At 75.6% G+C, this 25,497-nt stretch carries 12 protein-coding genes; 9 read left to right on the forward strand and 3 right to left on the reverse strand.

Annotation, left to right across the window (positions count from 1 at the left end; all coding sequences use genetic code 11):
- Positions 1 to 16: 16 nt before the first annotated feature.
- From AB0G14_RS13300 to AB0G14_RS13310, 3 genes are read right to left on the reverse strand one after another with little or no spacing between them, the layout of a single operon-like run.
- Positions 17 to 883 carry a carbohydrate ABC transporter permease gene (locus AB0G14_RS13300; RefSeq protein ID WP_357462124.1) on the reverse strand — a complete coding sequence of 289 codons (867 nt, stop codon included), beginning with the start codon at positions 881 to 883 and terminating at the stop codon, positions 17 to 19.
- Entirely contained in the window at positions 883 to 1,845 is a 963-nt protein-coding gene (locus AB0G14_RS13305; RefSeq protein WP_357696891.1) for a sugar ABC transporter permease, read from the reverse strand. Before AB0G14_RS13305 ends, AB0G14_RS13300 begins: the two co-directional genes overlap by 1 nt.
- Entirely contained in the window at positions 1,842 to 3,236 is a 1,395-nt protein-coding gene (locus AB0G14_RS13310) for an extracellular solute-binding protein (protein WP_357696893.1), read from the reverse strand. Before AB0G14_RS13310 ends, AB0G14_RS13305 begins: the two co-directional genes overlap by 4 nt.
- A gap of 116 nt (positions 3,237 to 3,352) precedes the next feature.
- On the opposite strand from AB0G14_RS13310, the gene AB0G14_RS13315 reads away from it, so the two are divergent.
- The 9 genes from AB0G14_RS13315 (at position 3,353) to AB0G14_RS13355 (ending at position 25,483) form a co-directional block, all read left to right on the forward strand.
- Entirely contained in the window at positions 3,353 to 4,393 is a 1,041-nt protein-coding gene (locus tag AB0G14_RS13315) for a zinc-binding alcohol dehydrogenase (RefSeq protein WP_357696895.1), read from the forward strand.
- The gene (locus AB0G14_RS13320; RefSeq protein ID WP_357696897.1) at positions 4,390 to 5,208 is read left to right on the forward strand and encodes a sugar phosphate isomerase/epimerase family protein; all 819 of its coding nucleotides are present in this window, start codon (positions 4,390 to 4,392) and stop codon (positions 5,206 to 5,208) included. Before AB0G14_RS13315 ends, AB0G14_RS13320 begins: the two co-directional genes overlap by 4 nt.
- Complete coding sequence (locus AB0G14_RS13325) at positions 5,205 to 6,578, forward strand: hypothetical protein (RefSeq protein ID WP_357696899.1); 1,374 nt, start codon at positions 5,205 to 5,207, stop codon at positions 6,576 to 6,578. Before AB0G14_RS13320 ends, AB0G14_RS13325 begins: the two co-directional genes overlap by 4 nt.
- A gap of 211 nt (positions 6,579 to 6,789) precedes the next feature.
- Positions 6,790 to 7,188 (forward strand): DUF2267 domain-containing protein, encoded by a 399-nt coding sequence (locus AB0G14_RS13330; protein ID WP_357696901.1) that lies wholly within the window; start codon positions 6,790 to 6,792, stop codon positions 7,186 to 7,188.
- Positions 7,189 to 7,533: 345 nt separating this feature from the next.
- A complete protein-coding gene (locus AB0G14_RS13335) occupies positions 7,534 to 11,004 on the forward strand; it encodes an AMP-binding protein (RefSeq protein ID WP_357696903.1) in 3,471 nt (1,156 codons plus the stop codon).
- Entirely contained in the window at positions 11,001 to 14,111 is a 3,111-nt protein-coding gene (locus AB0G14_RS13340; protein WP_357696905.1) for a thioesterase domain-containing protein, read from the forward strand. The genes AB0G14_RS13335 and AB0G14_RS13340 overlap by 4 nt, the downstream gene beginning before the upstream one ends.
- A gap of 76 nt (positions 14,112 to 14,187) precedes the next feature.
- On the forward strand, positions 14,188 to 16,497 hold the full coding sequence (locus AB0G14_RS13345) for a lantibiotic dehydratase (RefSeq protein ID WP_357696907.1): 2,310 nt from the start codon (positions 14,188 to 14,190) through the stop codon (positions 16,495 to 16,497).
- Positions 16,494 to 20,003, forward strand: a complete 3,510-nt coding sequence (locus AB0G14_RS13350) for an amino acid adenylation domain-containing protein (RefSeq protein WP_357696909.1) — start codon at positions 16,494 to 16,496, stop codon at positions 20,001 to 20,003. The genes AB0G14_RS13345 and AB0G14_RS13350 overlap by 4 nt, the downstream gene beginning before the upstream one ends.
- 14 nt (positions 20,004 to 20,017) lie before the next feature.
- Entirely contained in the window at positions 20,018 to 25,483 is a 5,466-nt protein-coding gene (locus AB0G14_RS13355) for an SDR family NAD(P)-dependent oxidoreductase (protein WP_357696911.1), read from the forward strand.
- Positions 25,484 to 25,497: the final 14 nt, after the last annotated feature.

Consider the following 25,497-nt stretch of genomic DNA (forward strand, 5'->3'; position numbering starts at 1 on the left):
GCAACCCCGTCCCGCCTCAGCCCTTCTCGGCGCCGCTGGTGAGCCCCTCCGTGAGCAGGCGCTCGCTGGCGAAGAAGAGGATCACGATGGGCAGGGTGAGGATCACCGAACCGGCCATCAGCACCGTCTTCGGCACCTCGACCCCGTCCGCCAGCTGTGCCAGCCCCAGCGACACCGTCCACCGGTTCGGCTTGTCGACCAGGAAGAGCAGGGCGAAGAGGAACTCGTTCCAGGCGATCATGAAGTCGTACAGGGCGACCGCCATGATGGACGGCGCCGCCAGGGGGAGGCTGACCCGACGGATGATGCCGAGCCGCCCCGCGCCGTCGATGGCCGCGGACTCCTCCAGGCTGACGGGGATGGTCTCGAAGTAGTTGCGCAGCATGTAGACCGAGACCGGCAGGGTCTGCGAGATGTAGACCAGCACCAGGCCCAGCAGCGAGCCGCGCAGCCCGGCCCGGGTGAAGACCACGAAGAGCGGGATCGCGATGACGATCGACGGGAAGAGGTAGACCGCCAGGAAGAGGAAGTCGACCTGCCGCCGGCCGAAGAACCGCAGCCGGGCGACGGCGTACGCGCCGGGGATCGCCACGGCCAGCGTCAGCAGGGTCGCCGCGACGGCGACCAGGCCGCTGTTGCGCATGAAGGTGAGGAAGCCCTGGCCGCCGTCGTCGGCGGCCCTGACCACCTCGGCGTACGTGTCGAAGGTCAGCTCGCCGAGGCCCACCACCAGCGAGCCGGGGTCGAGCAGCAGCCGCTCGATGGGGCGCACCGAGAGCACCAGCATGTAGTAGAAGGGGAAGACGGTGACCAGCAGGAAGGTGGCGATCACCAGCCGGCGCAGCCAGCGCAGGCCCACCGTCTCGATCCGGTCCCGGTCCATCAGTCGACCCTCCGTCCACCGAAGAAGCGCAGGTACACCAGCACGAACACGATCAGCACCACCGCGAGCACGACCGCCTGCGCCGCCGCCGCGCCGATGTCCGTCCGCGCGGTCAAGAACTCGTAGACCCGGACGCTGACCACCTCGGTGCCGGCCGCCCCGCCGGTGAGCAGGTAGACGTCGTCGAACTTGTTGAACGTCATGATGAACCGCAGCACGCCCAGCAGGCCGATCACCGGCAGCAGTTGCGGCAGCAGGATGTGCCGGAACCGCTGGGTGGGGGTGGCACCGTCCACCCGGGCGGCCTCCTCCAACTCGCCGGGCACCGCCTGGAGCCGGGCGAGCAGGAACAGGAACGCGAACGGGAAGTAGCGCCACGCCTCGAACGCGACGACCGTGGCCAGGGCCGTCGACTCCTGGGACAGGAACGGCACCGGGGTGTCCCAGCCGAGGAATCGCCGGCCCCAGTCGTTGACGACGCCGAGCTGGGGGTCGAGCATCACCTGCCAGACGAAGGTGACCGCGACCACCGGCGCCACGTACGGCAGCAGCATCGACGCGCGCACGAGGGTGCGGCCCCGGAACGGCCTGCGTACGACGAGCGCCGCCACCAGGCCGAGCACGATCGAGCCGGCGGTGCTGGCCACGCTGTAGACCAGCGTGGTCCAGAGGGTGTCGGCGAAGCCCGGGGTGTTCAGGACCCGCTCGACGTTGTCCATCGTGAACTCGCCGAAGAGCCCGGTGCGGCGCAGCGTGGCGAGGCGTACCCGCTGGAAGGCCAGCACGACGGTCCAGACGATGGGGACGCCGATGACCGCGACGACGACGAGCAGGGTCGGGGCGACCAGCGCCAGCCCGGCGCGGGCCTCCCGGCGACGCAGGGTCAGCGGGCGCCGGCGGCGGGCCGGGGCCGGCCGATCCCGGGTGGGGGAGCGGCCGGTGCCCGGCGCGGCGGTGGTCAATTGACGCCCGCCTTGATCGCCTCCACGTCCTTCTTCGCCCGGCCGGCTGCCGCGGCGGCGTCGGTCTTGCCGGCGACCACGTCGTTCAGCGCCTTGGGCACGGGCAGCTCGCCGAGGATCGCCCCGACCAGCTTGCCCTGGCCCTGGGTGAGGCCCCAGCGCTGGAAGGTGTCCGGGCTGCGCCGCAGGCCGGCGAGCACCTCCTCGCCGTACACGTCGGCGAGCGGCTTCTTGGCGTCCACCCCGGCCTGGCTGGCGTTCCAGGCGGTGAGGAACTTCTCCGGCTCGGCCGCGGTGCCCTTGCGAACGGGGAAGCGCCCCTCGGGGGACATGCCGAACCAGCGCGGGTAGGCGTCGCCGAGCATGTGCTCCACGAAGGACTTCGCCGAGTCGGCGGCGGCGCCGTCGAGCACGGCCCACGAGCTGATCTCGCCGTACTGGGCCGGCGCGGCGCCGTTCGGGCCCTTGATCGCGGTGACGAAGCCGCTGTTCTTCGCCAGGTACGTCGGGTCGGCCTGGCACTGTGGGCAGGTCGGCCTGGCGTCGTTGCGCAGCCCGGCCAGCTCGTCGAGGATGAACGGCGACCAGATCAGCATGGCCGCCTTGCCGGCGAAGTAGGTGGCCCGCGTGGTGTCCACGTCCTGCGCGCCCTTCACGGAGCTGGTGCGCATGAGGTCGCCGTAGAACCGGAACGCCTCGACGCACTCGGGGGAGTCCAGTTTCACTGCCCCGGAGTCGTCGGTGAGCTGGCAGTTGTTGGCCAGCGCCAGGTGCTCGAAGGTCTGCTGGGTGAACACGTCGCCGGGGGCGGTGGCGGCGGTGATGCCGGCGACGCTGCCGGTGTTCAGCTTCGTGGCGGCGGCGGCGATCTTCTCGTACGTGTCGGGGGCGGGCAGCCCGGCGGCGTCGAACAGGTCCTTGCGGTAGACGAGCAGCTGACCCCAGCCGTCGCTGGGCACGGAGAGTTGTCTGCCGTCGTCGGCGGTCAGCTCGAGCGCGCGCGGCGAGAACGTCTGTCGGCCGAGCGCCTCGACGACCTCCGCGTTCGCCGAGGGGTGCAGCAGTTCGTTGCCGGCGAGGGTGCGTACCCCGGCCAGCGACACCGAGCCGACCACGTCGGGCAACTCGCCGGCGGCGGCGCTGGAGGCGATCAGCGAGGGGAACTGGTCCTCGTTCACGGTGACCAGGTCGACCGTGATCCCGGTCCGGGCGGTGAAGTCCGCGATGATCGCCTTGGTGGCGGTGACCCGGTCGGCCACGTCCTCCAGGCTCCACACGGTGATCTTCTTGCTGTCGCTGTCGGTTTCCTCGTCGCCGCAGGCCAGCAGGCTGGCCCCGGTGACTGCCATGATCAGGGTGGCGGCGAGTATCCGCATCGGAGGTGCTGACATCGGTGGCACTCCTCTCGAAGGGTATACAAGGGATTCAACGCCTTCGATTGATCAATTACAAGACATATACCGATTTTCTGCCTACGATGGAACCCAGTGCTACCGGGATGTGACTCATGGTCAACTGGGTTGTCTCTCTGGCCGGGCCTCGACGGATCAGCCTCGAGCCCTGCCCCCCGGATCCGCTCGGGCCCGGTCAGGTCCGCGTTCGCACCTGCTACTCCGGCATCTCGGCCGGCACCGAGCTCACCCTCTACCGGGGCAGCAACCCCCGGCTGAGCAAGGACTGGGACGACGTCAGCCGGATGTTCGTGCCCCGGCAGACCTCCGTGCCGTACCCGCTGGTGGGCTTCGGCTACGAGGAGGTCGGCGAGGTCGTCGAGGTCGCGCCCGACGTGGCCGACCGGCGGGCGGGGGAGGCGGTGTGGGGCATCTGGGGGCATCGCGCCGAGGCGGTCGTGGCCGCCGAGGCGGTGCATCCGCTGCCCGCCGGGCTGGATCCGCTCGCGGCCGTCTTCGCCCGCCCCGGGGCGATCGCCCTCACCGCCGTGCTCGCCGGCGACCTGCACCTCGGCGACTGGGTCGGCATCTTCGGGCAGGGCGTCATCGGGCTGCTCGCCACCCGCCTCGCCGCCCTCTCCGGCGCCCGGGTGGTCGCCGTCGACCGGGTGCCCGCCCGGCTGGCCCACGCCACCCGACTCGGCGCGCGCATCGCGGTCGACGCGGGCGCCGAGTCGGCCGCGGCCGTGCTGCGCCGGGCCACCGGCGGCCGGGGCGCGGACGTCTGCCTGGAGCTGTCCGGGGCCTACCCGGCGCTGCACGAGGCGATCCGCTCCACCACCCACGCCGGCCGCGTCGTCGCCGCCGGCTTCTACCAGGGGCAGGCCGACGGGCTCGGCCTGGGTGAGGAGTTCCACCACAACCGGATCCAGCTGGTGGCGGCCCAGGTCTCCGGGCCGACCCCGGCCCCCGGCATGGCCGGCCGGTGGACCGGAGCCCGCGTCGCACACACCTTCATGGACCTGGTGGCCGAGGGCAGCGTCGACCCGCTGCCGCTGGTGAGCCACGTCGTGGACGCCAGCGCGGTGGCCGACGCGCTGGCGCTGCTCGACCGCGGTGACGGTGACGCCCTCCAAGTGGTGCTGAGGTTCCGATGACGATTCCCCTGGCCTGTCAGGAGCAGCTCCTGCCGGGCACCGACCTGATCCAGAAGTACGCGCTCGCCACCGCGCTCGGCTACGACGCGATCGAGCTGCGCGGCCGGGGCGACCTCGGCCTCGCCCGCCGGCTGCCCGAGCTGCGTCGCGCCCGGGCGGCCGGGGTGGTCATGCCCACCGTCTGCGTCGAGATGGGCCACTTCATCGGCGACTTCGACCCCGGGCGGTCCCGCGACGCGGTGCGCAACCTGCGCTCGCAGCTCTCGGTGATCGCCGAGCTCGGCGGCGTCGGCGCGATGACCCCGGCGGCGTGGGGGATGTTCTCCCGGCGGCTGCCGCCGTTCGAGCCGCCCCGCTCGCCCGCCGGCGACCGGCAGGTGCTTCTCGACGCCCTCGGCGAGCTGGGCGAGCACGCCCGCGCCGAGGGGGTCACCCTCTTCCTGGAACCGCTGAACCGGTACGAGGACCACATGGTCAACCGGCTCGACGACGCGGTGGCCCTCTGCGCGGCCGTCGGGCTGCCCTCGGTGCGGGTGGTGGCGGACACGTTCCACATGAACATCGAGGAGGACGACGTGCACCGGGCGCTGCGCGCCGCCGCGCCCTATCTCGGGCACGTGCAGGTCAGCGACTCCAACCGTTACCAGCCGGGCGCCGGCCACCTCGACTGGCCGGCCCTGGTGCGCACCCTGCTGGAGATCGACTACCGGGGCTGGCTGGCGCTGGAGTGCCGGCTGCGGGGTGATCCGGTCCGCGCCCTGCACCAGGCCGCCGCCGTGCTCCGACACGCGCAGCCTCGGCAAGCGGCGGCATGAGCACCGACACCGCCGACGGCGGCCCGGACACCGGGACGGCCGCCGACGCCAGCCCCCGGGACGGCGCGGCGCTGCGCCAGCTCGCCGTCGCCACCCTCGACGGCAACTGGGAGCACGACCACACCGTGCCCTCGCGCACCCTCTACCCGCACCAGTGGAGCTGGGACTCGGCGTTCATCGCGCTCGGCTGGGCCCACGTCCGCCCCGGCCGCGCCTGGCGGGAGCTGGCGAGCCTGTTCCGGGCCCAGTGGGCCGACGGGCGGGTACCGCACATCGTGTTCAACCCGGCGCTGCGGGTCGGCTCGTACTTCCCGGGGCCGGAGTTCTGGGACGCGGCCCTCGCCGAGGGCGCCCCGGCCGCCGCCACGTCCGGGCTGGTCCAGCCGCCGGTGCACGCGCCCGCCGCGTGGTTGGCGTACCGTCGGTGCCCCTCGGCGGACGGACGGGCCGCGCTGCGCCGGCTCTATCCCGGGCTGGTGGCGCAGCAGCGCTACCTGGCCACCCGCCGGGACGTCGGCGGGGGCGGGCTGGCCTGCATCGTCCACCCGTGGGAGTCCGGGCTGGACAACAGCCCCGCCTGGGACGCGCCGATGGCGGCGGTTCCCGCCGACGCCGCCGTGATGCGCGCGTACCGCCGGCACGACACCGCGCACGCCGACGCGGCGCACCGCCCCACCGACCTCGACTACGCGCGCTACGTCGCGATCGTGGCGTCCTACCGGCAGCACCGCTACCGTGACGTGGAACTGGCCGCCCACCATCCGTTCCTCGTGGAGTGCCCGCTGTTCAACGCGGCGATGGGCGCCGCCGAGCACGCGCTCGCCCGGATCGCGCCGGTGGTCGGGGCCGATCCCGGCCCGCACCGGGAGCGTGCCGCCCGGATCACCGAGGCCCTGGTGCGCCGGCTGTACGACCCCACGACCGGCACCCTCCAGCCCCGGGACCTGCGCGCCGACCGCCTCGTGCCGGCCCGGACGGTGCTCGGCCTCGTCCCGCTGATCCTGCCCGACCTGCCCGCCCGGCAGGCCACGGCGCTGGTCGCCGAGGCGTGCTCGCCGCGGTTCGGGTTGGCCGCCCGGATGGACCGGCCGCTGCCCAGCCACGACCGCACGGCGCCGGACTTCGAGCCGCTGCGCTACTGGCGCGGGCCGAGCTGGATGAACGTCAACTGGCTGGTGCGCCGGGGCCTGCTCACCCACGGCCGTCCCGACCTGGCGGCCGGCCTGCGCGACTCGATGATCGAGCTGGTGGCCCGCTCCGGCTGTCACGAGTACTTCCACCCGGACACCGGCGCCGGGCTCGGCTCGCCCGCCTTCGGCTGGACCGCCGCGCTGCTGCTCGACGTCCTCGCTGACGACCGGACCGGCTGAGCCGTGCCGCTCAGTGCCCGCCGGCCATGCCCGCCGCCCGGGCGCGCGGCACCGTGCGCATCGGTGTGATCGGGGCGTCGTTCTCGGCCCAGCGTGGAAACGGCGGATCAGTCGAGGCGGCGCCAGTCGGGCCAGGACGGGCGGGGCGGGCGGGTCGTTTGCCGGCGGCGGGCGCGGGTATGCGCGGGGCCGGTGACGACAGGAGGGCGCCGTGCGGTTTCCCCTATTCGTCGACGCGGTGTCCCGCCGGGCGGGGCTGTCGACCGCGCAGTCCGCCACGATCGCCCGCGCCGTGCTGCAGACGATGGTGGAGCGGATGACCGGTGGCCGGTCGGGCGACCTGGCCGGGCACCTCCCCGACGAGCTGGACGGCTACCTGGCCGGGCCCGACCCGGCCGACGACCGGCCGGCCCCCCTCGGGCCGGCGGAGTTCCTGCGCCGCGTGGGGGAGCGGGCCGGGGTGGACGAGGCCACCGCCCGGGTCGGCACCGGCGCCGTCTTCGCCACCCTGCGGGAGGCGGTCACCGTCGACGAGTTCCGCGACATGGTCGCCCGGCTGCCCGGGGACTTCGACGGTACGAGCCAGCCGATCCCCCCGCCCGCCATATGACAGCCGACGACCCAGCCGGTCATCCGTCGTTCACAAAGTCGTCTGTGGACATCGACCCCGATCGCAGGAAGACTGAAGGTCCACGCGCCGTTTGGCCGGAGAATCACCGGCCGGCTCGCAAGTAGACGGAAGCTCCTCTACGCGCTAGAGGGATGATCGGACGGTTTTACCCATCCGTTGCGTGAGGTGCCCGTCGACTGTTCGGCTGGACTCTAAACGATGATCTTTCCCGCCAGGCATCGAGCCTTATGCTGCTTCCATTGTGAAGTCCTGGGGGGGGATCGATGGTTGCGTTTGTCGAACGCTGCGCGCTGTCCATGAGCGGGTCCGCCACCGCGCGCTGACATGGCAGAACCGACGGTAGTCAATCGTTTCGGTGCTGTCGCCGCCCGCCAGCCCGACCAGCCGGCCGTCCTCGGCGAGGCCGCCCCGCTCAGCTACGCCACGCTCGCCGGCGCCGCCGGCGGGCACGCCGCCGCGCTCGCCGCGGCCGGGTGCCGGCCGGGCGACCGGGTCGCCCTGCTCACCGGGCACGGGCCCGCGACCATCGCCGCCATCCTCGGCACGCTCGCCGCCGGGTGCGCGTACGTGCCGCTGGATCCGGGCTTCCCGGAGCAGCGGCTGCGGCACATGCTCGCCGCCGCGGAGGTCGACACCGTCCTGTGTGGAGTCGAGCACGCCGGGCTGGCCCGTCGGCTCACCGCCGACCGGCCGGCCGTCCGGGTGCTGACCGTCGACGACCTCCCGGCCGCGCCGCTGCGGCCCGTGCCCGTCGACCCGGACGCGCTGGCGTACGTGCTCTTCACCTCCGGTTCCACCGGCGTGCCGAAGGCGGTCGGCCAGACCCACCGCAACCTGCTGCACGTGGTGGACAACCAGATCGCGGCCCTCCACATCGGCTCGGAGGACCGGCTCAGCCTGCTCGCCTCGTTCAGCTTCGACGCGGCGATCCCCGACCTCTACCCGGCGCTGCTCGCCGGGGCCGCCGTCGTTCCGGTGGAGCTGCGCCGGCACGGCCTCGCTCACGCCGTCGAGCAGCTCGCCCGGCACGGGGTCACCGTCTACCACTCCACCCCGACCGTCTACCGCTTCCTGCTCGACACCCCCGGCCCCCGCCTCGACCGGGTGCGGGTCGTGCTGCTCGGCGGCGAGCAGGCCACCCACGCCGACGCGGCCCGCGGGCGGGACCGCTTCGCCCCCGACTGCGTGCTGGTCAACGGCTACGGCGCCACCGAGATGACCTTCGCCGCCCGGTACGCGCTGCCGCTCGCCGACGCCGACCCTGCCGCCACCGGGCCGCTGCCGATCGGCACGGCGCTGCCCGGGTACGAGCTGCGCCTCGGCGAGGGTGACGAGATCGTGGTGCGCAGCCGGCACCTCGCCCCCGGCTACCTCGGCCAGGACAGCGACCGGTTCGCCGTCGACCCCGACGGCGTGCCGACGTACCGGACGGGGGACCTCGGCGCGCGGCTGTCCGGCGGCGACCTCGTCTGCCTCGGCCGGCTCGACCGGCAGGTGAAGGTGCGCGGGTTCCGCGTCGAGCTGACCGAGATCGAGGCCGTGCTCGCCGACCAGCCGGGCGTCGCCGCGGTCCGCGCCATCGCGCGCGACGGCGAGCTGCTCGCGTACGCCCGGCCGGGCGGTGCCGCGCTGGACCCGGTGGCCCTGCGCGACGCCCTCGCCCGACGGCTGCCGGAGTACGCGCTGCCGCGAGCGGTGGTGGTGGTCGACGAGTTCCCGCTCACCGTCACCGGCAAGATCGACGAGCGGGCGCTGCCCGACCCGGCCCGGGACGTGCCCGCCGGGGAGGCGCCGGCCACACCCACCGAGCGGGTCGTGCACGACATCTGGTGCGAGGTGCTCGGCCGCCCGGCCGTCGGCCGCTCCGACAGCTTCTTCGACGTCGGCGGCCAGTCGCTGCTGCTCGGTCGGGTGCAGCAGCGGCTCGCCGAGCGGTTCGGGGTGCGGCTGCCGATGCTGCGGCTCTTCGAGCACCCGACCGTGGCCGCCCAGGCCCGGCTGGTCGACACCCCGCCGGAGCCGGTCCGCGCGCCGGCCGTGCGCGCTCCGGTCGCCCCGGCGACCGCCGCCCGGGAGTACACGGGCGACGAGATCGCCGTGGTCGGCCTCGCCGGCCGGTTCCCGGGCGCGCCCGACGTCGGCACCTTCTGGTGGAACCTCTGCGCCGGCGTGGACTCCATCCACGACCACAGCGACGAGGAGTTGGCCGCCCTCGGCATCGGCCCCGGCCTGCGCGCCGACCCCCGGCACGTCAAGGCGGCCGGCCGGCTGGACGGGGTGGCCGACTTCGACGCCGAGTTCTTCTCCTTCGGCGCCGACGAGGCGGCCCGCACCGACCCGCAGCACCGGCTCTTCCTCGAGACGGCCTGGGAGGCCCTGGAGGACGCCGGGCACGACCCGGCCCGGTTCCCCGGGCTGGTCGGCGTCTACGCCGCCACCTCCGCCAACCGGTACTTTTTGTTCCATCTCATGGACAACCCGGCCGTGGTCGGCGACGTCGACCCCGACGACTGGGAGGCCCGGCTCGTCGGCCGGCAGTTCACCGACCACCTGCCCGGGCAGGTGGCCTACCGGCTGGGCCTGACCGGGCCGGCGGTCGCCGTGCAGAGTGCCTGCTCCAGCTCGCTGGTCGCGGTCTGCCTCGCCGCGCAGAGCCTCGCCGACTACCAGTGCGACATCGCCCTGGCCGGCGGGGTGAACGTCACCTGGCCCCGCTACCGGCACACCCCCGGCGGTCTGGCCTCCCCGGACGGCCGCTGCCGCGCCTTCGACGAGGCCGCCGCCGGCGCCGGCTTCGGCTCCGGCGCCGGTGTGGTCGCGCTGCGCCGGCTCGCCGACGCCCAGGCCGACGGCGACCGGATCTACGCGATCCTGCCCGGCTGGGCGGTCACCAACGACGGCGCCGACCGCGCCGGGTTCGCCGTCCCCGGGCCCGCCGGGCAGGCCGCCGCCGTCGCCGGCGCGCTCGCCGCGGCGGAGGTCGCCCCGGGCGAGGTCCGCTTCATCGAGGCCCACGGCAGCGGCACGCCGCTCGGCGACGCCATCGAGGTCGCCGCCCTGCACGAGGTGTACGCCGGCACCGGGCCCGCCGAGACGTGCGCGCTCGGCTCGGTGAAGACCAACATCGGCCACCTCGACGCGGGCGCCGGCATCGCCGGGCTGATCAAGGCCGTGCTCGCCGTGCAGCACGGCGTCATCCCGCCGAACCTGCACTTCACCCGTCCGCACCCGGAGATCGACCTGGCCGGCGGTCCGTTCTACGTGCCGACCAAGGCGCGGGACTGGCCCGAGGCGACCCGTCGCGTCGCCGGGGTCAGCTCGTTCGGGCTGGGCGGCACGAACGCGCACGTGGTGGTCGAGCAGCCGCCCCCGGCCGAGCCGGTCGACGGCGCGGAGGCGCCCGCGTACCTGTTGCCGGTGTCGGCGCGGACCCCGGCGGCGCTGCGGGCGGCGCTGACCCGGCTGCGGCAGCACCTCGCCGGGGCCGCGCCGGCGCTGACCGAGGTGGCCGCCACCCTCGCGCTGGGCCGGCGCGCCTTCGGCTGCCGGGCGGCGGTGGTGGCGGCCGACCCCGCCGGGGCCGTCGCCGCCCTGGACGAGCTGCTCGCCACCGACGCCCGACTGGCCGGCGAGCCCGGCGAGCTGCGCGAGCTGGCGGCGGCCTGGGTCGCCGGCAGGGACGTGGACTGGGCCGAGCTGCACCCCGACGGCTCGGTCCGGCGGACCGGGCTGCCCACCTACCCGTTCCAGCGCCAGCGGTACTGGATCGACCCCCCTCAGAAAGGCGCGCGGTGAACTGGTTCGTCTCCGCCGGCCGCCGTGACCCGGCACCGGTGCAACTGTTCTGCCTGCCCTACGCCGGCGGCGGCGCGAGCGTCTTCCGACGCTGGCAGGACGGGCTCGGCCCGGACGTCGAGGTGCTGCCGGTGCAGCTCCCGGGTCGGGAGAACCGGATCAGCGAGGACCCGGAGTTCCGGGTGGCCGACGTCGCGTCCGCCATCGCCGACCGGGTCCGCGGCCCGTACGCGATCTACGGCCACTCGATGGGCGGCCGGGTCGGCTTCGAGGTGGTCCGCGAGCTGCGCGGCGCCGGCCGTCCGCTGCCGCTGCGGCTCTACGTCGGCGGCGCCCGCGCCCCGCACGTGACCGCGGCCAGCCTCTTCGACGGGCTGTCCGGCGTGGACGACGACGAGCTGCTGCGCCGCCTCGGCGCCGGCGGCGGCCTGCCGGCCGAGCTGCTGGCGCACCCCGAGCTGGTCGAGTTGCTGCTGCCGCTGCTGCGCGCCGACTTCGGCCGGGTCGACAGCTACCGCTACACGCCGGAGGAGCCGCTGCCGGTGCCGATCGTGGCGTTCAGCGGCCGGCACGACCGCGCCGTCGCCCGGGAGCACAGCGACGGCTGGCGTGAGCACACGGCCGCCGGCTTCACCCTGCACGAGATCGACGGCGGGCACTTCTTCCTCAACGACCGGCTCCCCGAGCTGCTCGCCGCGATCCGCGCCGACCTCGACGGGTCCGTGGCCGCCGGCCCGGAGCCGGCGGCTGCCGTCCCGGCGGCGGCGACGGTCGGGACCGGCGCGGCCCCGGCCGGGCACCGGGTGCCACTCGGCGACACCGGCTGGTCGGTGTGGCGGGACGCCATCCTGCGCACCACCGGCTTCCCCGCCGAGGGCCTGACCATGCTGTCCGCCCCGCAGGCCGCAGCGGCCGCCGACGAGCTGCTGGCCACCGGCGACGGCGCGGAGCGGTTCGACAAGGAGTTCGCCGAGGCGGTGACGGCGACCGGGCGCCGGATCACCGAGCTGGCTGCCGATCCGCTGCTGCGGGAGGCGGTCACCTGGCAGAACCGGGGCGCCGTGGTCGCGCTGGACGGCCTGGCGCGGGGCGGCCCCGACCCGGCGCGCAACGTGCGGCGGCGGGACCGGGAACGCGCCCTGCTGAAGTACTGGCAGCGGTACTGCGGCAAGAACGAGACGGTCGGCTTCTTCGGCCCGAGCTGCTGGGTCACCCTCGACCCGGCGCGCCCGGAGACCGCCGACGTGCGCCCCGGCCCGGGCCTGACCCGGCGCCGCTGGGTGTGGTTCGAGTCCTGGGCGCTCAGCGCCTACGCCGACCGGATCGGCCGGGACGTGGCGGTGCGCGCCTGGTGGGCGCCGATGCTCTGCCCGCAGCTCAGCCTCGCCGACCGCACGGTCCGCCGGCCGGGCCGGCCGCCGGTGTCGCTCACGCCGGTGGAGGCGGCGCTGCTGGCCGCCGCCGACGGCCGGCGCCCGGCCCGCGAGCTGGTCGCCGACCCGACGATCGGGCTGCGCCGGGCGGAGGACGGCTACGCGCTGCTCGACCGGCTGGTCGAGCGCGAGCTGATCACCTGGGACGCGGGGCTGCCGGTGAGCCCCGACGCGGAGGACGTGCTGCGGCGGCGGATCGAGGAGATCGGCGACGAGCCCGCCCGGCAGGACGCCCGCGCCGGCTTCGACCGGCTGTGCGCCGCCCGGGACGCCGTGGCCGCCGCCGCCGGCGACCCGGAGCGGCTCGGCGCCGCCCTGGACGCGCTCGACGCGACCTTCACCGAGCTGACCGGGCAGCCCCCGCGCCGCCGCGCCGGCCAGATGTACGCCGGCCGCACCCTCTGCTACGAGGACACCAGCCGGGACCTCGACGTGGTCTTCAGCAAGCCGCTGCTCGACCGGATCGCCGCCCCGCTCGCCATGCTGCTCCAGGCGGCCCGCTGGTTGGTCGACGCGCTGGAGCGGGCGTACGACGCGGCGTTCCGCGAGCTGTACGACGAGCTGCGCGCCGAGGCGGGCGGCGGCCAGGTGTCCCTGGCCGACCTCTGGTTCCTGGCGCAGGGCCTGTTCTGGGGCGACGGCGCCCGGCCGGTCGACGCGGTCGCCGCCGAGTTCGCCGACCGCTGGGCCGGACTGTTCGGCCTGGCCGCGCTGCCGGCCGGGACGACGCAGGTCCGGCTGCCGGTGGCCGACCTGGCCACCCGGGTCGCCGAGGCCTTCCCGGCCGAGCGACCGGCCTGGCCCAACGCCCGGTTGCACAGCCCCGACCTGCAGATCTGCGCCGCCGACGCGGAGGCGCTGGCGCGCGGCGACTACACCGTGGTCCTCGGCGAGCTGCACGCCGCCTGGGCGTCCTTCGACTGCCAGGTCTTCACCCCCTCGCATCCGGACGTGGGCCGGCTGCGCGACGCGCTGACCGAGGACCTCGGCGAGCGGCGGATCCGGCTGCTCACCCCGGCCGACTGGCCCCGGCGCACCAGCCGGGTCGCCGAGGCGCTCACCGGGCCGACCGACCGGCAGTTGGCCTTCGCGCCCGCGCCCGGCGCCGACCCGGACCGGGTGCTGCCCACGGTCGACCTGACCGTCACCGAGGAGGGTGGCCGGCTGGTCGCCACCGGCCCGGACGGGCAGCGCTGGACGCTGCCCGAGCTCTTCTCCCCGCTGCTCAGCGCGCACGCCGTCGACGGGTTCAAGCTGGTCAGCCCGGCGCCGTACACGCCCCGGATCACGGTCGGCGAGCTGGTGGTGGCGCGGCAGACCTGGCGCACCACGGTCGGCGCGAGCGGGCTCGCCACCGTCACCGGCGAACGGGAACGGTTCCTCGCGGTCCGGGACTGGCGCCGCCGCCTCGGGCTGCCCGAGCAGGTCTACATCAAGCTCGGCACCGAGACCAAGCCCTGCTTCGTGGACCTCAGCAGCCCGGCGTTCAGCGCCATGTTCTGCGCGATGGTGCGGGCCGCCCGCACCGACGGCGGCGACGACGCCTCGCTGATGGTCAGCGAGATGCTGCCCACGGTCGGGGACGCCTGGGTGCCCGACGCGGCCGGCCGGCGCTACTTCAGCGAGCTGCGGCTGCACATCGTGGACGCCGACGAGCGGGAGGACGCCCGATGAGCGAGCGTCAGCGAGTGAATCATCGGTACAGCGCATTGGTGCCTCATGGCGGCACGGAGCGAAGCGGAGTGCAGTCATGAGCCACCGGATCCCGCTCGGCGACACCGGCTGGTCGGTGTTTCGCGACGTCGTCCTGCGTACCGCCGGCTTCCCGGCGGCCGGGCTGGCCGCCTTCGCCGCGCCCGAGGCGGCGGCGGCCGCCGACGCCCTGCTGTCCGACGAGGCCGCCACCGAGGTGTTCGACAAGGCATTCGCCGCGGCGCTGGCCGACGGCTCCGCGGTGGCCGGCGAGATCGCTGCCGACCCCCTGCTGCGTGAGGCGGTCACCTGGCAGAACGCGGAGATGCTGATCGCGCTGGACGGCCTGCTGCGCACCGACCCGACGGTGCGCAACGTGCGGCGCCGCAAGCGCGAGTTGAGCCTGCTGCGCTACTGGCAGCGCTACTGCGGCAAGGCGGAGACGATCGGGTTCTTCGGCCCGGTCTGCTGGGGCCGGATCGATCCCGACGAGCCGGCTACCCGACTGCGGCCCGGGCCCGCGCTGGTGTCCCGGCGTCAGGTCCACTTCGAGGCGTGGGCGCTGATCGCGTACGCCGACCGGCTCGCCGACGACCTGGCCGTGCGGCGCTGGTGGGCGCCGACGCTGCCGCCGCACCTGAGCCTCTCCGGCCGGCAGGTCACCCGCCCGCTGCTCCCGCCGACCGAGCTGACCGGCGCCGAGGCCCGGCTGCTCGCCGCCTGCGACGGGCGCACCCCGGCGGTCACCCTGGTGGAGCGCCTGCTCGCCGGCGGGGAGGCCGGGCTGCGCAGCGCCGACGACTGCTACCTGCTGCTCGACCGGCTGGTCGACCGGAGCCTGCTGACCTGGGACGCCGGCCTGCCGGTCAGCCCGGACGCCGAGCGCGTGCTGGGAGAGCGGATCGAGGCCATTGGCGACGCGTCCGTCCGCGCCGAGGTGGCGGCCGCGTTCGACCGGTTGCGCGCGGCGCGCGACGAGGTGGCCGCGGCGGCCGGGGACCCGGACCGGCTCGGCGCCGCGCTGGCCGCGCTGAACGCCGAGTTCACCGCCATCACCGGCCGGCCCGCCACCCGGCAGGCCGGGCAGATGTACGCCGGCCGCACGGTGCTCTACGAGGAGACCGCCCGCGACCTGGACTTCACGGTCGGCTCCCGGGTGCTGGACGCGCTGGCCGAGCCGCTGGCGATCGTGCTGACGGCCGCGCGCTGGCTGACCGCCGAGGTCGGTGCCGCCTGCGAACGGCTCTTCGCGGAGTTGCACGCCGAGCTGCGCGGCGACGGGCCGGTGCGGCTGGCCGACATCTGGGCCCTGGCCCAGGGGCTGCTGCTCGCCCCGGACGGCCCGATCGCCCAGGCCGGCGCCGGGCTGACCGCCCGCTGGGCGGAGCTCATCGGCCTGGACACGGTGGCCCCGGGGCAGACCGAGCTGCGGCTGCGCAGCGCCGACCTGGCCGAGCGGGCCCGCGCCCTGTTCGCCGCCGACCGTCCCGGCTGGCCGTCCGCCCGGATCCACAGCCCGGACGTGCAGATCGCCGCCACCGGGCTGGACGCCCTCAACCGGGGCGACTTCCTGCTCGTCCTCGGCGAGCTGCACCCGGCGTACGTCCCGTTCGACAGCGCGGTGCTGACCCCGTTCCACCCCGACCAGCCGTCGCTGCGGGCCGCGCTGGACGCCGAACTCGGGCCGGCCCGGGCGCGGGTGCTCTACCCGGAGAGCTTCCCGCGGATGACGACCCGCATCACGTACGCGCTCAACGGTCCCCGGGACCGCCAGTTCGGCATCGACACGGCCCGGGGCGCCGACGTCGACCGGCTGGTCCGCGCCACCGAGGCGCGGGTGGAGAACGACGGCGACGAGTGGCTCGCGGTGCTGCCGGACGGCACCCGCTGGCCGCTGATGGAGATCTTCGCCAACCTGCTCGGCGCGTTGCTGCTGGACACCTTCAAGCTCCTCGCGCCGGCCCCGCACACGCCCCGGATCACCATCGACCGGCTGGTCGTGGCGCGGCGGACCTGGCGGACGACGGTGGCGGAGACCGGCCTGGCCGGCGTCACCGGCGAGGCCGAGCGGTTCCTGGCCGTGCGCCGGTGGCGGGCGGGTCTCGGGCTGCCCGAGCGGGTGTTCGTCAAGGTGGGCACCGAGATCAAGCCCTGCTACGTCGACCTCACCGCCCCACTGCACGCCCAGTCCCTCTGCGCCATGGTCGACGCCGCCGCGAAGAGCGGCCCCGACGTCACCGTGACGGTCGGCGAGCTGCTGCCGGACCCGGCGGACGCCTGGGTGACCGACGCGCGGGGCCGCGGCTACGTCAGCGAGCTGCGGTTGCAGATCACCGATCCAGTGAGCCACCGGGGAGAGAACGGGTGACCGACATCCTGTCCATCAGCGCCGTCCACGGGGAGACCCTGCCGTGGCCGGACGCGACGCTGGCTGAGCTGGTCGCCGCCCAGGCCACCCGGACCCCGGACGCGGTCGCGGTGCGCCAGTGGGACACCCGGCTCACCTACGCCGAGCTGGTCGGCCGGGCGGCCGGGGTGGCCGCCGCGCTGCGCGGGCGCGGTGTCGGCCGGCAGACGCGGGTCGGCGTCTGCGGAGCCCGCACCCCCGACCTCGTGGCCACCGTGCTCGGGGTGCTCTTCGCCGGCGGCTGCTACGTGCCGCTGGAGCCGGGCGGCCCCCGCCGGCGGCTGCGGGAGATGGTCGCCGACGCGGGGGTGTCCGTGGTGGTCGGTGACGCCGCCGTGGCCGAGTTCGGCGACGTGCCGGGCGTCGAGGCGATCGGGCTGCCCGGGCCGGCGCCGCTGGCCGCCTGCCCGGCCCGCCCCGGCGACCCCGCGTACGTGCTGTTCACCTCGGGCTCCACCGGCCGCCCCAAGGGGGTGGTCGTCACCCACCGGAGCGTGGTCGAGTTCGTCACCGGCTGCGCCGCGGTGACGGGTGCCGACGCGGGCGTACGCAGCCTCGGCTACGCCTCGCTCGGCTTCGACGCGGCGATCATCGACCTCTTCGTGCCGCTGCTGCTCGGCGGCGCCGTCCAGCTCGTCGGCGCCGACGACCGGGCCGACCCGGTGCGGCTGGCCCGGTTCATCGCCGCGCACGAGGTGAACTGGGGACTCCTCACCCCGACCGTGCTGTCCATGCTGGACCCGGCGGAGCTGCCCGCCTGGCGGGTGGTGCTCTGCGGCGCCGAGGCGGTGCCGGCCGAGCTGGCCGCCCGCTGGGCCCCCGGCCGGCTCTTCGTCAACGCCTACGGCCCGACCGAGGCCACGGTGATGGCGGTCAGCGGCGGGCTGACCGGTGCCGAGACCGACCCGGTGCCGATCGGCCGCCCGGTCCCCAACCACCGCGTGTACGTGGTCGACGCCGGGCTGCGCCCGGTGCCGCCGGGGGAGGCCGGCGAGCTGCTGGTCGGCGGTCCCGGGCTGGCCGACGGCTATCTCGGCCGGCCCGGCCTGACCGCCGAGCGGTTCGTCCCCGACCCGTTCGGCGAGCACCCGGGGCAGCGGCTCTACCGCACCGGCGACCTGGCTCGGCAGGAGCCCGACGGCCGGCTGGTCTACCTCGGCCGCATCGACCGGCAGGTCAAGATCCGGGGCCAGCGCATCGAGCTGGGCGAGGTGGAGGCCGTGCTGGCCGACCTGCCCGGCGTACGGCAGGTCGCCGTGGAGGCCGTCCCCGGCCCGGCCGGCACCGAGCTGGTCGCCTTCCTCACCCCGGCCGGCGCCCCCGACGACGAGCGGCTCCGGGCGTACGCCCTGCCCCGGCTGACCGCCGCGATGCTGCCGACCCGGGTGCTGCGCCGCGACGCCCTGCCGGTCAGCCCGACCACCGGCAAGCTGGACCGGCCGGCGCTGCGCGCGCTGGCCGCCACCGCCAACGTCCCGGTCCCGGCCGGGCCCGTCGACGCCGACGAGCCGCTCGCCGCGGCGGTGGCCCGGATCTGGGGCCGGCTGCTCGGCGGGACGCCCACCCCGGAGACCGACTTCCTCGCCGCCGGCGGTAACTCCATCGCCGCGATGCGCCTGGTCGCCGCGCTCCGGGCCGAGCTGGGCCGGCACGTCGACACCCGGGACGTGTTCACCGGCCGCACCCTGGCCGGCCTGGTGGAGCGGATCACCGCCGCCGCCCCCGCAGACGGCGACGGGCTGACCACCGGCAACCCGCCCACCCTCTCCGCGCCGCAGCGCCGGCTCTGGTTCGTCGACCAGCTCGCCCCCTCCAGCGCTCCCTACAACATCGCGGTGGCGCACCGGCTGCGCGGCCCGCTGGACACCGCCGCTCTCGGGGCGGCGCTGCGGGCGGTCGCCGAACGGCACGACGTGCTGCGCTGGCGCATCCCGCAGACCGCCGGCGTGCCGTACGCGGTCTGCGAGGAGCCGACCGACGTGGCCGTCCCGGTGGTCGACCTGACCGGCAGCGCCGACGCCGAGGCGGACCTGGCCGGGATGCTCGCCGCCGGGGCGGCGCACTCCTTCGACCTGGCCACCGGGCCGCCCTGGCAGGTGACCGTCTACCGGCTCGGGCCGGAGGAGCACGTCCTGGCGATCACCCTGCACCACGCGGTCTTCGACGGCTGGTCCGAGAAGCCGCTCTACGACGACCTCGCGGCGGCGTACGACCGGGCGCTGGCGGGCGGCAGCCCGACGCTGCCCGCGTTGCCCGCCACGTACGCCGACTACGCCGTCTGGCGGGCGGAGCGGGACCGGCGTCGCGGCGCCGCCGACCTGGACTGGTGGGTGGCGCACCTGCGCGACGTGCCCACCGTGCTGGACCTGCCCCGCGACCGGCCCCGGCCGGCGGTGGCCACCTACGCCGGCGCCGAGGCGGCGGTGTGGCTGCCCGAGGCGTGTGACCGCGGGGTGCGGGAGCTGGCCGAGCGGCGCGGCGCCACCGTGGCGGCGGTGCTGCTGGCCGGCTTCGGCGAGCTGCTGCGCCGGCTCACCGGCCGCGACGACCACGTGGTCGGCGCCGTCGTCGCCGACCGCCGGCTGGCCGCGTTCGACGACGTGGTGGGCTTCTTCATCGACACCGTGCCCGTGCGGGTGCGCGGCGGCGCGGCCAGCTTCGCCGAGCTGGTCGACCGGTGCGCCGGCGAGCTGCACGAGGCGACCGCCCACCCCGGCGCCCCGCTGGAGCGGATCGTCGAGGCGCTCGCCGTGGGCCGGGACACCTCCCGCGCGCCGCTGGTGCAGGTGCTGTTCAACGTGCTCAACTTCGTCCCGCCCCGGCTGGCGCTGACCGGCCTGGACGGGGACCCCGTCGCGGTGCCCAAGCCCGGCTCGCCGTTCGACATCACCGTCTACGTGGTGGAGCGGGCCGGCCGGTGCGGCGTCGAGGTGGTCTACAACCCCGACCTCTTCGACGCCGGCCGGATCGACGACCTGCTGGCGGACCTGGCCGCCCTCGTCGGCGCGCTGGTCGCCGCGCCGGACACGCCGACCGACCGGGTGGCCACCGAGCTGCCCCGCCCGACGGTGGCCACGCCCCAGCTCGGCGCGATGACCGTCGCCGCCGGCGAGGCGCCGCGCGGCGTGCTGCCGGCCGGCCCGGACGGGCTGACCGACACCGAGGAGCTGATCGCCGGGATCTGGCGCGAGGTCCTCGAACGCGACCAGGTCGGCGTCACCGACAACTTCTTCGACATCGGCGGGCACTCGCTGGCGCTGGCCGCCGTGCACGCCCGGCTCACCGCCGCCACCGGCCGCTCGATCAAGATGCTCGACCTCTTCCGCCACCCCACCATCCGGGCGCTCGCCGCCAGCCTCGACGGCGCCGCCGACCGACCGGAGCTGGCCCGCGCCGCGCTGCGCGCCGCCGCCCGGCGCAGTCGTACCCGCCGCAACCCACCCCGCCGCCCCGGCGGCACCGCGTGACGAAGGACAGCCTGATGAGCAACCCGACCGCAACCGACCTCCCCGAGGGCGACGGCATCGAACCGATCGCCATCGTCGGGCTGGCCGCCCGCCTGCCCGGCGCGGCCGACGTGAACGAGTTCTGGCGCAACCTGGTCGACGGGGTCGAGTCGGCCACCGAGCTGACCCGGGAGGAGCAGCTCGCCCGCGGCGCCACCGCCGACGAGGTCGACGACCCGGGCTGGGTCAACCGCGCCCCGCTCGTCGACGGGTACGACGAGTTCGACGCCGGGCTGTTCGGCATGACCGCCCGCGAGGCGGAGATCACCGACCCGCAGCACCGGCTGTTCCTGGAGTCCTGCTACACCGCGCTGCAGGACGCCGGCTACGACCCGACCCGCTACGACGGCTCGATCGGCGTGTACGCCGGCACCGGCGGCAACACCTACCTGCACCGCTACGTGCTGCGCAACAAGCGGGTCGGCGGCAACCTCCACGGCACCGTCTCGCTGGCCACCGGCAACTCCCCGAACTACGTGGCCACCAACGTGTCGTACCGGCTGGACCTGCGCGGGCCGAGCCTGACCGTGCACACCGCCTGCTCCACCTCGCTGGTCGCGTTCCACCTGGCCTGCGAGGCGCTGCGCAACGGCGAGTGCGACATGGCCCTCGCGGGCGGCGTCAACATCGAGCTGCCGCACGTCGGCTACCTGGGCATGGACGGCTTCACCTCGCCCGACGGCCGGTGCCGCCCGTTCGACGCGGACGCGAACGGCACGGTCTGGGGCAGCGGCGCGGGGGTGACCCTGCTCAAGCGGCTCTCCGACGCGATCGCCGACGGCGACGCGATCCGCGCCGTGGTGCTCGGCAACGCGATCAACAACGACGGCGCCGGCAAGGTCGGCTTCACCGCCCCGAGCGTCGACGGGCAGATGGAGGCGATCGCCCAGGCCGTCGCGATGGCCGACGTCGACCCGCGCACCATCAGCTACGTCGAGGCGCACGGCACCGGCACCGCGATGGGCGACCCGATCGAGGTCGCCGCGCTCTCCGCCGTCTACACCAAGGACACCGACGAGCGGGGCTGGTGCGGCATCGGCTCGGTGAAGTCCAACATCGGTCACCTCAGCCAGCCCTCCGGCATCGTCAGCGTGATCAAGACGGTGCTCGCCATGGAGCACGGCCTGATCCCGCCGACCATCAACTACGAGACGCCGAATCCGGCGATCGAGTTCGCCGACACCCCGTTCTACGTGGCGAACACGCTGACCAAGTGGGACACCGACGGCACGCCCCGCCGCGCCGGGGTCAGCTCGTTCGGCATCGGCGGCACCAACGCGCACGTGGTGCTGGAGCAGGCGCCGGCCGCGTACCGGGAGCGGCGGGTCCGCCCGGCGCAGCTGCTGCACGTCTCGGCGAAGACCGCCGGCGCGCTGGACACGGCCGTGCAGCGGCTCGCCGCGCACCTGGAGTCCGCCACCGACCGCGGGCCGGAGCACCTCGCCGACGTCGCGCACACCCTGCACGTCGGCCGCCAGCAGTACCCGCACCGCGTCGCCGTGGTCGCCACCGACCTGGCCGACGCGGTCGCCGCGCTGCGCACCAAGCGCCGCCGGCAGGCCGGCGTGGTCGAGGGCCCGGCGCCCCGGACGGCGTTCCTCTTCTCCGGCCAGGGCTCCCAGTACGCGGGGATGGGCGCGCAGCTCTACGCCGAGGAGCCGGGCTTCGCGGCGGTGGTGGACGAGTGCGCCGAGCTGCTCCGCCCCGAGTTGGGCCTGGACGTCCGCGACCTGATCCTCGGCCGCGACCCGGAGGCGGGGGAGAAGCTCACCGAGACCCGCTACACCCAGCCCGCCCTGTTCGTCGTCGAGTACGCCCTGGCCGTGCTCTGGCAGTCCGCCGGCGTGCGGCCGGCCGCGATGATCGGCCACTCGATCGGCGAGTACGTCGCCGCCACGGTGGCCGGGGTGCTGAGCCTGCCGGACGCGCTGCGGGTGGTCGCCGCCCGGGGCCGGCTGATGCAGTCCGTAGCGCCGGGGTCGATGCTCGCCGTGCCGCTGGACGAGTCGGTGGTCGCCGAGCGGCTGCCCGAGGGGCTGGCCATCGCCACCGTCAACGGCCCGGGCACCTGCGTGGTGGCGGGCCCGAGCGACGCGGTCGCCGCCTTCGCCGACACGGTCGGCGCCAAGACCAAGGCGCTGCGCACCTCGCACGCCTTCCACTCGCCGATGACGGAACCGATCCTCGCCGAGTTCACCGCCCTGATGGCGACGGTCACGCTGCGGCCGCCGGCGATCCCGTTCCTGTCCAACGTGACCGGCACCTGGATCACCGAGCAGCAGGCCACCGATCCGGCGTACTGGGCGGCGCACCTGCGCCAGCCGGTCCGCTTCGGCGCGTGCGTGGCCACCCTGCTCGCCGAGGGCACCTGGTCGCTGGTGGAGTGCGGCCCGGGCCGCCAGCTGGCGAACCTGGCCCGGATGCAGGTGGCCAAGGCGTCCGAGGCGCAGCGCAAGCTCGTCCCGCTGGGCAGCCTGCCGGGTCCGGGCGAGCCCACCGGCGACCTGGCCACCCTGCTCGGCACCGCCGCGGCGCTCTGGTGCGCCGGCACGCCGGTGCGGCTGGGCTCCGACCCGGACGCGCGGCGGGTGCCGCTGCCGACGTACCCGTTCGAGCGGCGCCGCTACTGGGTCGACCCGGACCCGGTGCAGGCGGGCGCCGCCGCGCCGGCCGAGACGGGGCCCCAGCCCCTGCCCGAGTGGTTCGCGGTGCCGGTCTGGCGGCAGGCGGCCCCCGAGCCGCGCACCGCGCCGCTGGGCCGCTGCCTGGTCCTCGCCGACGGCCCGCGCGGCGACGCGCTGGTCGCGGCGCTGCGGGCGGCGGGAGAGCAGGCGCTGACCGTACGCCCCGGCGAGGGCTTCGCCGCCGACGGCGACGGCTGGCGGCTGCGCCCCGGCGTCCGGGACGACTACGACGCGCTGGTCGCGGCCCTCGCCGCGGACGGCGTGCCGACCCGGCTGGTGCACGCGTTCGCCCTCGACGGCGAGCCGACCGGCGCCGACATCGCCGCCACCTGGGCCGCCCAGGACCGGGGCTTCTTCAGTGCGCTGCACCTGGTGCAGGCCCTGGCGGGCGCCGGCCTGACCGCCGAGGAGGGGGCGTTCACCCTGGACCTGGTCACCGCCGGCATCGGCGACGTGACGGGCGCCGACCTGACCCGGCCGGAGCACGCCACCCTGGCCGGCCTGGCCCGGGTGCTCCCGGCCGAGGTGCCCGGCCTGACCGTCCGGCTGGTCGACGCTGGCCCGGCCGACGCGGGGGAGCGCGCCCTCGTGGCCGAGCTGCGCCGCCCGGTCGACCCGGAGCGGCCCGAGGTGGCGCTGCGCGGCGGACGCCGCTGGGTGACCGGCTACGAGCAGGTGACCGTCGACGCCGAGGGCGAGCCGGGGGCGCTGCGCGAGGGCGGCCGGTACGTCATCACCGGCGGCCTCGGCGGCATCGGCATCACCCTCGCCGAGGACTTCGCCACCCGGGCCCGGGCGAAGCTGGTGCTGCTGGCCCGCTCCGGGCTGCCGGCCCGCGAGGAGTGGGACGACCACCTGGCCGTGCACGGCGGCGACCGGGCCGGCCGGGCCATCGCCGCGATCCGCCGGATGGAGGCGGCCGGCGCCGAGGTGCTGGTGCTCGCCGCCGACGTCACCGACCCGGCCGACCTGGCCCGGGTCCGGGCCGAGGCCGAGCGGGCGTACGGCGGCATCGACGGCATCGTGCACGCGGCCGGCCTGCCCGGCGGCGGCATGGCCGAGATCAAGGAGCGGGCCGAGGCGGAGCGGGTGCTCGCGCCGAAGCTCGCCGGCACCCTCGCGTTGGCGCGGGTCTTCGGCGACCTGCCACTGGACTTCGTGGTGCTCTGCTCCTCGATCACCGCAGTGATCGGCGGCTTCGGCCAGGTCGACTACTGCGCGGCGAACAACTTCCTCGACGCGTACGCCCGGGCCGGGGTCGGCTTCCGCGCGCCGGTGGTGTCGCAGAACTGGGGCGGCTGGGCCGAGGTGGGCATGGCCGTGGAGACCAACTCCCCGGCGGGCTTCCGGGCCGCCGGGCGGGACACGGTCACCAGCCCGGTGGACCACCCGGTGCTCACCACGAAGGTCACCGGCGCGGACGGGACGGTGCTGCACGGCCTCGTCTCCGCCACCAGCCACTGGTTGCTCGACGAGCACCGCATCGGCGGGGTGCCCGTGGTGCCGGGCACCGCCCACCTGGAGTCCGTCCGCGCGGCGGTGACGGCCGCGCTGCCCGCCCCGGCCGGGGACGCCGCCGTGGAGCTGCGCGACGTCGTGTTCCTGGAGCCGTTCTCGGTGCCCGACGGCACCGTCGCCCAGTACCGGGTGGAGCTGACCCCCACCGACGAAGGCGTCGACTTCGCCGTGTGCAGCCTCGCCGCCGGCCAGTCCCGCACCCACGTGCGCGGGGCGGCGGGCTGGACGGTCGAGCCGGCCCCGCCGGCGGTGCTGCCGGCCGTGGCGGGCCGCCGGGTCGACGACGACTCGTCGTTCGGCCGGGGCCGCACCAGCATGCTGACTTTCGGGCCGCGCTGGACGGCGCTGCGTGAGCACGTGCTGGGCGACGGCGAGGAGTTGGCCCGCGTCGAGGCCCCCGCCGAGGCGGTCGGGGACCTGCCGTCGTGGGGGTTGCACCCGGCGCTGCTGGACGTGGCGACCGCGTTCGGCCGCGGCCAGGGCTCCGGCACCTACCTGCCGCTGTCGTACGGGCGGATCGTGGTGCGCGGGTCGCTGCCGGCGCGGTTCGACAGCCACCTGCGGCACCGGGACAGCGCCACCGCCGAGGTGGTCGCCGCCGACCTGTCGCTGCGCGACGCCGACGGCCGGGAGCTCGTCGCCATCAGCGACTTCGTGCTGCGGCGGGTCGACCAGGGCGCGGTGACCGGCGGGCTGGCCGCCGCGTCGGAGGCGGACCCGGCGGCGACCTCCGCCGGGCCGACCGAGGACATCCGGCCGGTGGACGGGGTGGAGGCGTTCCGGCGCAGTCTCACCGCCGGGCTGGGTGCCCAGGTCGTGATCGCCACGCGGACGGTGGCGGACATCCGCAGCCGCGCCGGCCGAGTGACCACGGAGAGCCTGGAGAACGAGCCGGAGACGACCTCCTCGGCGCCGTCCGGCACCGGCGGCGGCTCGGCCGCGCCCCGCACCGAGTTGGAGATGACCATCGCCCGGGTCTGGCAGGACGGGCTCGGGGTCGCCGAGGTCGGCGTCGACGACGACTTCTTCGCCCTCGGCGGCAACTCCCTGGTGGCGGTGCAGCTGATCGCCGCGATGCGCAAGGCGACCGGGGTGCGGCTGCCGATGCGCAGCCTCTTCGAGACTCCCACCGTGGCCGGGATCGCGGCGCGGATCGAGGAGATGCGGGCCGCCGCCGCCCCCACCGACGAACCGCCCGCGCCGACCACCCCCGGCATCCCGCGGCTGCCCCGCGCGTGACGACGAGCGACAAC

Origin of the sequence: Micromonospora sp. NPDC023814, from assembly GCF_040639595.1 — a bacterium.
Taxonomy (GTDB): Bacteria; Actinomycetota; Actinomycetes; order Mycobacteriales; family Micromonosporaceae; genus Micromonospora.